This window comes from Candidatus Sodalis sp. SoCistrobi (assembly GCF_900143145.1).
In the GTDB taxonomy this organism is placed as follows: Bacteria; Pseudomonadota; Gammaproteobacteria; order Enterobacterales; family Enterobacteriaceae; genus SoCistrobi.
Genome location: NZ_FRDB01000130.1, coordinates 1 through 8,553, shown reverse-complemented (window position 1 = coordinate 8,553; position 8,553 = coordinate 1). Strand labels below are relative to the sequence as shown.

General features: G+C 56.2%; 6 protein-coding genes, 4 tRNA genes and 2 pseudogenes. All 12 read right to left on the bottom strand.

Going from position 1 to position 8,553, the window contains the following annotated elements:
- Nucleotides 1-124: 124 nt before the first annotated feature.
- A complete protein-coding gene (locus CINSTRO3249_RS09920) occupies nt 125-799 on the bottom strand; it encodes an NAD-dependent epimerase/dehydratase family protein (protein ID WP_125933165.1) in 675 nt (224 codons plus the stop codon).
- An 833-nt stretch (nt 800-1,632) separates the two neighbouring features.
- A tRNA-Pro gene (locus tag CINSTRO3249_RS09910) sits at nt 1,633-1,709 on the bottom strand.
- 82 nt (nt 1,710-1,791) lie between these two features.
- Nucleotides 1,792-1,878 (bottom strand) — tRNA-Leu (locus tag CINSTRO3249_RS09905).
- 14 nt (nt 1,879-1,892) lie between these two features.
- Nucleotides 1,893-1,968: transfer RNA gene (locus tag CINSTRO3249_RS09900), tRNA-His, on the bottom strand.
- Nucleotides 1,969-2,029: 61 nt separating this feature from the next.
- Nucleotides 2,030-2,106: transfer RNA gene (locus CINSTRO3249_RS09895), tRNA-Arg, on the bottom strand.
- 127 nt (nt 2,107-2,233) lie between these two features.
- Entirely contained in the window at nt 2,234-2,974 is a 741-nt protein-coding gene (wecG, locus tag CINSTRO3249_RS09890) for a lipopolysaccharide N-acetylmannosaminouronosyltransferase (RefSeq protein WP_074013161.1), read from the bottom strand.
- Nucleotides 2,975-3,001: 27 nt separating this feature from the next.
- Nucleotides 3,002-4,351: pseudogene (gene wzyE / locus CINSTRO3249_RS09885) on the bottom strand (ECA oligosaccharide polymerase).
- On the bottom strand, nt 4,348-5,433 hold the full coding sequence (locus CINSTRO3249_RS09880; RefSeq protein WP_074013160.1) for a TDP-N-acetylfucosamine:lipid II N-acetylfucosaminyltransferase: 1,086 nt from the start codon (nt 5,431-5,433) through the stop codon (nt 4,348-4,350). Before CINSTRO3249_RS09880 ends, wzyE begins: the two are co-directional and overlap by 4 nt.
- On the bottom strand, nt 5,430-6,680 hold the full coding sequence (wzxE, locus tag CINSTRO3249_RS09875; RefSeq protein ID WP_074013159.1) for a lipid III flippase WzxE: 1,251 nt from the start codon (nt 6,678-6,680) through the stop codon (nt 5,430-5,432). Before wzxE ends, CINSTRO3249_RS09880 begins: the two co-directional genes overlap by 4 nt.
- Before the next feature lies 1 nt (nt 6,681).
- On the bottom strand, nt 6,682-7,803 hold the full coding sequence (gene rffA, locus CINSTRO3249_RS09870; RefSeq protein WP_074013158.1) for a dTDP-4-amino-4,6-dideoxygalactose transaminase: 1,122 nt from the start codon (nt 7,801-7,803) through the stop codon (nt 6,682-6,684).
- The gene (gene rffC / locus CINSTRO3249_RS09865; RefSeq protein WP_074013157.1) at nt 7,790-8,383 is read right to left on the bottom strand and encodes a dTDP-4-amino-4,6-dideoxy-D-galactose acyltransferase; all 594 of its coding nucleotides are present in this window, start codon (nt 8,381-8,383) and stop codon (nt 7,790-7,792) included. The genes rffA and rffC overlap by 14 nt, the downstream gene beginning before the upstream one ends.
- 60 nt (nt 8,384-8,443) lie before the next feature.
- A pseudogene (locus tag CINSTRO3249_RS16605) lies at nt 8,444-8,553 on the bottom strand (IS110 family transposase); the annotation flags it as partial.

Genomic DNA, 8,553 nt, shown 5'->3' with positions numbered 1-8,553 from the left:
TGCTCATGCTGAGTTTCCAGCACTAGATTAACTGCCCGTTCACGGACTTCCGGAGAGTAACGTTTGGTCGTTGTCATAGAGACCTCCACTTTTAAAGTATAGACTCTAATTTATCCGGGGTGATTCACCATTGTTGTCCGCCATAAATCACGCATTTTCCCCTGTTAACGGCGCTAGCGGTCATACCATTAACCGCTAAATCAAACCGCATTCTCCGGGAGGCACCGAAAACCGTGGAGAATCGACAGAGGGTTACAGCTAAGTCATCTTGATAGCTTTGCGCGATGGCTTCGCCTTTGACTTTGGTTTCTGCATAATAATCGACCGGATTCAATTTTGATTCTTCAGTGAAAACCTCATCACCATACCCATATACGCTGCAGCTTGAGGCAAAGAGAATATGTTTGACATTTCCTTTGGCGGCCACGTCAAATATGCGTTTGGTCGCAACCACGTTAACTTCATTACAAATATCTTTATCAAAGGAACATGCCGGGTTACCCACTATACCTGCCAGATGAACAACTTTATCGATATTGTTAACTGCTTTACGCAGATGCGCGGTAATTTGTATATCCCCTTTTTGCATCTCAAAGCGATTAAATCCATAAAAAGGACGTAATCCAGACAGACCAAATGTGCCATTATCAATAACGCGAACAAAATGCCCCTGAGAAAGTAGCTGTTCAACTAAGTGGGTGCCAATGTAGCCAGCTCCGCCTGTAACAAGAATCCTTTCCATACCGGTTTCTCCTATCCAAAATTGACCAACCTTATTTCCGTTGGATGAGACAGTCACTTTATTTCAGATAACATTAATTAATGTGTTTATTATTATATTTAAATGCACCATGCTGTCGATGAGGAAATAATAAAAATCCTCATATTGTCTTTTATAGCTATAGCATGTCATATTTAATTAAATATGTGATGCATCTCCTAATTACACTTAAACAATAACCTTTTTTGTATATTTAATTAATTTTTCCTAAAGAAAAGTAAATTTCAGGCTTTTATTGATATCTGAGCTTATTACTCATTATATTACTGATCACAATGCATTAATTGACGAAATAAATTAACTAGGGTTCAGATATTTAAATTAATATTTTGAATGTAAATAATAAATGAGCCGTTTTTCCCTGGGGTTTTGCCATCACGTGGAAAGATCCGTTGACACGCCTTTAACAATTCACTTGCAAGGGGACTGGTTTAGCGGGGGAGTGAGTGATAAGTGCATTGAAGTGGCTGCTTTCTGCCACCAAGCGTGGCGCGGGCGGGTTTGGCACGTCTTTATTTCACCTCAGGCGGGGGTCCCGGAAAGCCACAGCAAAATCGGACACGGGCCACAGGGCACGGGGGCACGGGGGCACGGGGGCACGGGGCACGGAGCACGGACCACAGGGCACGGGCCACAGGACACGGAGCGCTGGGCACAGGGCACAGGGCCACAGGACACGGAGCGCGGTGCACAGGCCACAGGGCACGGGGCACAAGAGACGCAATACCTTGACGGAATGAGTAAAAACAGTGCTCGCTTGCGAGGAGAAAAAAAAACAGCAAGTTATGATAACTTGCTGTTTCTCTTATAAGACTTATTTGAACATCGTCTAACAAGCTCTTAGGGGAATATGGTCGGCGAGAGAGGATTCGAACCTCCGACCCACTGGTCCCAAACCAGTTGCGCTACCAAGCTGCGCTACTCGCCGAGGTGAAACGCTGCGTCTGCCACCCTGAGCAAGCTCATACCGGGTGCCAACAGGCAGGTATAATACAGGCAAATCAAGGATGTGGTGCGAAGAGAGGGACTTGAACCCTCACGTCCGTTAAGACACTAACACCTGAAGCTAGCGCGTCTACCAATTCCGCCACCTTCGCATGCCCACTAATAATGGGGTGACTGATGGGACTCGAACCCACGACAACTGGAATCACAATCCAGGGCTCTACCAACTGAGCTACAATCACCATTACTGATTACTATCGCAACGCGGCTTTAGACTTACCACGGCTCTGCGCACAAATATGATGGTGCGCCCGACAGGATTCGAACCTGAGACCTCTGCCTCCGGAGGGCAGCGCTCTATCCAGCTGAGCTACGGGCGCGTAGCGCCGTTGCGGGTGGGGATAGTACGGATTTACGCGCCGGCTGTCTAGTGATTTTTCTGAGAAATTATGCGTTTGGTTACCCTTTGCTCACTTACGTCAGCGGCGCGCCTTTTCTTGCCGCCGGCTACAGGCGTCCGCTGATATGATAGCCCAGATAACGTAAAAGTTTAAGCTGACGCTGCAAGCGCGACGGTTGGCTCAATAACCGGTAAAGCCACTCCAAACCGAGATCTTGCCATCCCTTGGGCGCACGCTTGACGTGACCGGTAAATACGTCATAGGTGCCGCCCACGCCCATGTACAGCGCCGCAGGATGCTGCCGCCGAATTGCCTGCATCAGTTGCTCTTGGCGCGGCGACCCCATGGCAACGGTGACAATGGCGGCCCCGCTGGCGCGGATGCGTTCAATCAACGCCGGCTGCGCGTCGGCGCTAAAATAGCCGTCCTGCCGGCCGACGATGTTGACATTCCAGCGCGCGCGCAGCTGCGACTCGGTTTGCATCAGTACCACCGGGCGGCCGCCGACCAAAAACACCGGCACCCCTTCCCTGCCGGCGCGGGCCATTAAATCTTCCCATAAATCCGCCCCTGCAATACGGCTTACCTCGGCATGGCGATATTTACGGCGGATCGAACGTACGATGCTGATACCATCGGCATATTTGTATTCCGCTGCGTCGAGCAGCGTTTTCAGCGCCGCATCCCGCTCGGCGTTGAGCACTTTCTCGGCGTTAATCGCCACCAGCGTGCCGGTTTTCAGCCGTCCGCCCGCAAACAAATAATCGACACATTCGGCCCGATCGCGAAACCCCCAAAGTGACAGACCGCGGATGTGATAGTGGGGTACCCCGTCGTTATTATGCATTATGTTTTTCCCATGGGGGGTAATCGGTTACGGCATAGCGCTATAATCGTTCAATCTGGCGGTGCGCGGCCGAATGAATCCCGCATGTCGGAACAGCAGGAACAACACTTTGGCCATGAGCAGACACAGGCCGAATATCAGGCAGAAAAACACCACTCGTGATACAAACGCATCCACGCCTTACCGCGCCAAAACAATCATGTTAAATACCGCGCCAAAGCAGAATGACTGCAGTAGCGATGCGCGGTAACGATCCCCCGCCGCCCTGCCGCGTTCATAGAGCGTGTCGAAGCCTTTAATGATAAGCCCGACGACGACCGCGCCCAACGGAATAAAGCCCACCCCGCCCATGACCACCAGCGAGCCGATAAGCGTGGGTGATATCGCCAATCCTGAATGGTTGCCGAGCACTTCCCAGGTAAAGTAATTGGCGGTATTGAGCACCAATGATGGTCTGTCAGGCCACAGCCAGCCGGGAATAAAGACGTAAAAATCACGCATGATGGGCGCCAACCCCTGAAAATCGATATGGCCATAGTTTTGCAGCAGCAGCGCCAGATTTTCCCAGGGCGAGAAAGTATCCCGCGTTAAATAGAGAAAAGTATAAAACGCCTCATCGCCGCTGACATTCAGACCATAGCGTTTCAGCGCCAGCCAGAACATGCCCCCGATCGCCACCACGCCGGCGCCCGCCAGCATCCACAGCGTGATCCAGCCGCGTTGAATACCGATAAACAAAAACAACGCGAAGGCAATGATAATATTAGCGCGGGTGCCGCCCACAACCAGATAGGTAAAAATGCCGAAAGCGACCGTAGTAATAAGAAATATAATCCAGTTGCGCCGGGTAGGCTGTAGGAAGTAAATCAGCAGCATGGCGGGGATGAAGAAATAAAAGAAGCGTTTTAACGCCACGCCGGAAACATCGCTAGAGAAGATCTGGCTGTAGGCGCGCAGCCGGAACAGCAGGAAACCGTTCTGCATGAAGAAGATCATCACCGTTGCCACGGCGATAAGCGCCAGCAGCAGCCATAGCAAGTGAATTTCAGTGCGGCTGATGCTGAACCAGGGCGGCCGCGGGCCGCGCGGCCGGGGGAAAAGACGGGTTTTGTAGCTGACATAATAGATGCCGTAGAAGGCGGTTGCCGCCAATAGGGCCTCAAGCAGGTTGTCCACCGGGACCACCTCGACGCCGTAGCGAAAAACCAGCAGGCAGGTAAAAGGGAAGCCGAGATAAAACGTCAACAGGTATAACAACGAGAAAAAGACATTGAAATTAAACCTGACCCACCGAAACTCCCGGTAGGTCAGCGCCGCCACCAAGCTTAGCGATAATAAATAGACCACCAGCAGGCCGCCGAACTGCGCAAGGGTCATAGCGGTACTCCCGCGGCGATGGAGAGCGCCTGGCGCCAGCCTTGCAGGATATTGGGGTAAAAAAAGGCGATGCGCGCCGGATCCAGCGCCAGCATGCGCCGCTGCGCCTCGCGGATCATGGCGGCATCGAGCGCGTCATCCTCATACAGTACCGGCACCTGCTGCGCCAGAAGATCCTGGCAGAACGGATTGTGTCGGCTGAGCACGAAAGGCAGGCCAAGCTGGATCATCAGGCTCAGCGTGCCGATACCCTGCTGGCGCGGAAACAGGAAATAGCCGGCATCGCACTGCCGCAGTAGCGCGAGATAATCGTCGAAGGCCAGCTGTTCGGTGAGGATCTGTACCTGCCCGGCCGGGAAGCAGCGCTCTGCCTGCGCCCGCACCGTGGCGATATAGGCATCGTTGCCGGCGGGATAGCCCATCGGCACAATAATGCGTACTCCGCTGCCAAAGTGATGATGAATGGCGCGCAGCGCCTGACTGTGGCGGTTAGACGCATCACCGGAGTTCCCTACCAGCAGCGTCAGCGGCCGATTGTCTGCCTCATCCGGCGTCGCCCGCGCGATATCCGTGGCCAGCCGGGTGGGAAAGTAGAGCAGCGAAGCCGGCACCGACGGATGACGCTGGCGGTAACAGGCCAAGTCGCCGCGGGTGGCGAACACATGGCCAACCCGTCCCTGAGCACGCCGGCGCAGCAGATAGAACCACCGGTGGCGCAGACGACGTGAATCGTCATACAGATCCGCGCCCCATACGTGCCAACTCAGGCGCGCCGGGCGGATTTTACCCGTCAGCATCGTTAGCCAGAGCGAGGGATTAAATTGGCCGTGCAGAAAATAACGTTCGTCCGGGGCCCTGGCGGCGCGGCGCACCAGCGCTTTGGTCAATGCTCGTTTGCTGTCGAAACGTTCTATATCCAGCTGGCTAAAGTTGGCAAATGGCGCGCCGTCCCGGGCAACCACCATAAAACACCGGATCTGCGCCGGCGGGCAAATCGCCGCCAGCGTATCGTTAAAGAAACGCAGTACCGTCACATTATGGTGCGGGATATCGGATCCCAGCACATGAATTAAATTACTCATTTTTTCCTGAGGTACAGTAGGAACACACCGCCGCACAACGCGAAATAGACGATATAGGTAGCCATATAGGCCTGGGTCGCGCCCAGCGCGCCGTGACGCGGAATAAGCCAGTGGGAAAAACCGGTCAGCAGGACAAACTGGGTGATTTCAGCCAATAAATAGATCCGCAGCGCCGCCCGGGCCACCACCAAATAACCGAAGACATAGGCGCCCACTTTAAGGACATCCCCCACCAGTTGCCAGGCAAATAAACCGCTCATGGCGCTGAATTCGGCGGAAAACAAAACTCGGATCGCCACATCGCGCAATAGCCAAAGCGTCAGACTGACCGCCGCCACCGCCGGCAAGACAAACCGCAGCTCGCGCGCAATTTCCCGTTCCACCGCCCGCTTCTCGGTTAAACGCGAAAGGGTGGGCAATAAGTAAACGGTAAACGAGGCGGTGATAAACTGCAAATAGGCATCCGAGATACTGCTGACGCCCTGCCAGATCCCCACCGCCGCCCACCCCTCGCTGCGCGCCAGCGAATTACGCATCATCACATAGGCCACCGGCAGCGTGACCGAGGTGATGAGCGCCATGACGGTGAACTTGCCTAGCAACGCGGCATAGCCGCTGTCCCAGGCGGGCAGCAAGAACGACAGCGGCAGTCGACGCCGGTAGCACAACATGAACAGTACCGGCAGCAGCGCCATCGCCGGCAGCAGCGCCAATCCGGCCAACGCCCCCGCATAACCGCCCAGGCGATAGCAGGCGAAGAAGGCCGCGACGCCGAGCAGACTGCCGGCGCTGACGGCAAGAGCATTGCCGGCGGCGTCGCGATATCCTTTCAAGACGGCCAGCCCCAGATTGGCACAGGCGATGCCAAGCTGAATAACCGCCAACGCAACAATGGCGCCCCGATAGCGCTCGTGGCCGAACAGCGCGCGGCTGACCGGATCGGCGGCAAAAATGAACACCGCCGCCAGCAGCAGCGAGGAGCCGAGGACCATCGCCGAACCGGTGCCCAACGCCGTGCGCAGCCGCTCCGGCTGATGCTGGTGCTCCGCCACCAATTTGGTTATGCCATTGAAGATGCCGGCACCTGACAGCACGCCCAACACCGTGACCAACTGGCGATAGTTCCCCGCCTGCCCCACGCCGTCGGGGCCGAAAGCCACCGCCAACACTTTCACTACCAGCAGGCCGGCGCCGATTTTAATCAGCGTGGACAGCGCAGTCCAGACCGAGGCGTTCGCCAGCGACATATCAGCGGTAGTAGCCGTGTATCGCGTCGATGACGCGCTGCTGGTCGTCGTCGCTTAGATTATAAAACAGCGGCAGACGCACCAGGCGCCGGCTTTCGCTACCGGTGTAGCGATCGTTGCCGTGGAACCGGCCAAAGCGGCGACCCGCCGGACTGTAGTGTAGCGGGATGTAATGAAACACGGTCAAGATGTCCGCCGCTTTCATATGGCGGATAAAGGCGTCACGGTCGTCGATATCGCGCAATTTGACGTAATACATATGCGCATTGTGCTGACAGTTTTCCGGCACCGACGGCAACGTCAGGCCGTCCAGCGCTTCCAGCGCAGAAGCGTAGCGATGCCACAGCGCCAGGCGGCGTTGATTGATGGTGTCCGCCGCCTCCAGCTGCGCCCATAAGTAGGCGGCCTGCAAATCGGCCATCAAGTAACTGGAACCAATATCGCGCCAGGTATATTTATCCACCTGCCCGCGGAAAAACTGGCTGCGGTTGGTGCCTTTTTCGCGGATGATCTCCGCCCGCTCGACCAGCGTGGCGTCATTGATAAGCGTCGCGCCGCCTTCGCCGCCGGCGGTATAGTTTTTGGTTTCGTGGAAACTAAAGCAGCCGATATGGCCGATAGTGCCCAGAGCGCGCCCCTTATAGGTCGCCATGACCCCCTGAGCGGCATCCTCCACGACCCACAAACGATGCCGCGCGGCGATGGCCATTATCGTATCCATTTCGCAGGCAACGCCGGCATAATGGACCGGCACGATGGCGCGGGTTTTTGGCGTGATCGCCGCTTCTATCAGCGTTTCATCGATATTCAGGGTGTCCGGGCGGATATCAACGAACACAATGGTCGCACCGCGCAGGACAAAGGCGTTAGCGGTGGAAACGAAGGTGTAGCTCGGCATAATCACTTCATCGCCGGGACGAATATCCAGCAGGATGGCCGCCATCTCCAGCGAGGCGGTGCAGGAAGGCGTAAGCAGCACCTTCGCGCTGCCAAAGCGCTGCTGCAGCCATTGCTGGCAGCGCTGGGTAAATCCGCCATCGCCGCACAGCTTGCCGCTGCCCATGGCCGCTTGCATAAAGCCCAATTCGGTGCCGACCACCGGTGGCGCGTTAAATGGAATCATGAGGTCCTCGGTATAACCAATGCGCGGCATGCACAATCTGCGCGCCGCTTGCCAGATAAAGCCGCAGCGCCGGCAGATTGGCGGTTTGCGTCGCCACCCGCAGTTGGCTGAAGCCGCGGCTGCGACACCAGCCCAACGCCGCGCGGCACAGCAATTTGCCGGTACCGCGACCGCGGGCGGCGGGAGACACCGCCAACAGGCCGATACGCGCCGTTTGCTCGCCGATATCCCTCAGCGTCACCAGCCCTTCCGGGCCGGTGGGCCCGTCCGCCACCAGGCAGAGATGATCAAAACTGCCGCGCACGGCGTTTTCCACCCACTGGGCATAAAAACGCTGGCGTTCTTCATCGCTAAACCATGGCGGCCGAAAGCGGCTCAACGTCAGCGTCTGCGCCGCCAGTTCGCGCAGCGCGGGAATATCGGCGGCCTCCGCCACGCGCATTTCCGCCGCCGGCAACGCCGCGACGGGCGCGCCGCCGACGCTGGCTGGCAAGGTATAGCAGCAGTCGATTTCACCTTCTACCGGCCGAAAGCCGAGGGCGCTGAGCGCATCCATTTGCGCCGTCGCCTGCGCCGCCACTTTCGCCTGTACCAGCGCAAACGCCGCAAGTCCCCCGGACGTCAGATACCGTCTTGCTCATCATGATGCAAGAGCTATATTTTCATCGAAGGGTATTCCAGATTTTAAGACACCATAAGCTAATTGGAGTAATTTTCGCATTGCCGCGCAGATGCCTACTTTACCTCCTT

Coding starts and splice junctions, on each gene's coding strand:
- wecG (WP_074013161.1), bottom strand. CDS start 2,974: ATGCATAATAACGACGGGGTACCCCACTATCACATCCGCGGTCTGTCA.
- CINSTRO3249_RS09880 (WP_074013160.1), bottom strand. CDS start 5,433: ATGAGTAATTTAATTCATGTGCTGGGATCCGATATCCCGCACCATAAT.
- wzxE (WP_074013159.1), bottom strand. CDS start 6,680: ATGTCGCTGGCGAACGCCTCGGTCTGGACTGCGCTGTCCACGCTGATT.
- rffA (WP_074013158.1), bottom strand. CDS start 7,803: ATGATTCCATTTAACGCGCCACCGGTGGTCGGCACCGAATTGGGCTTT.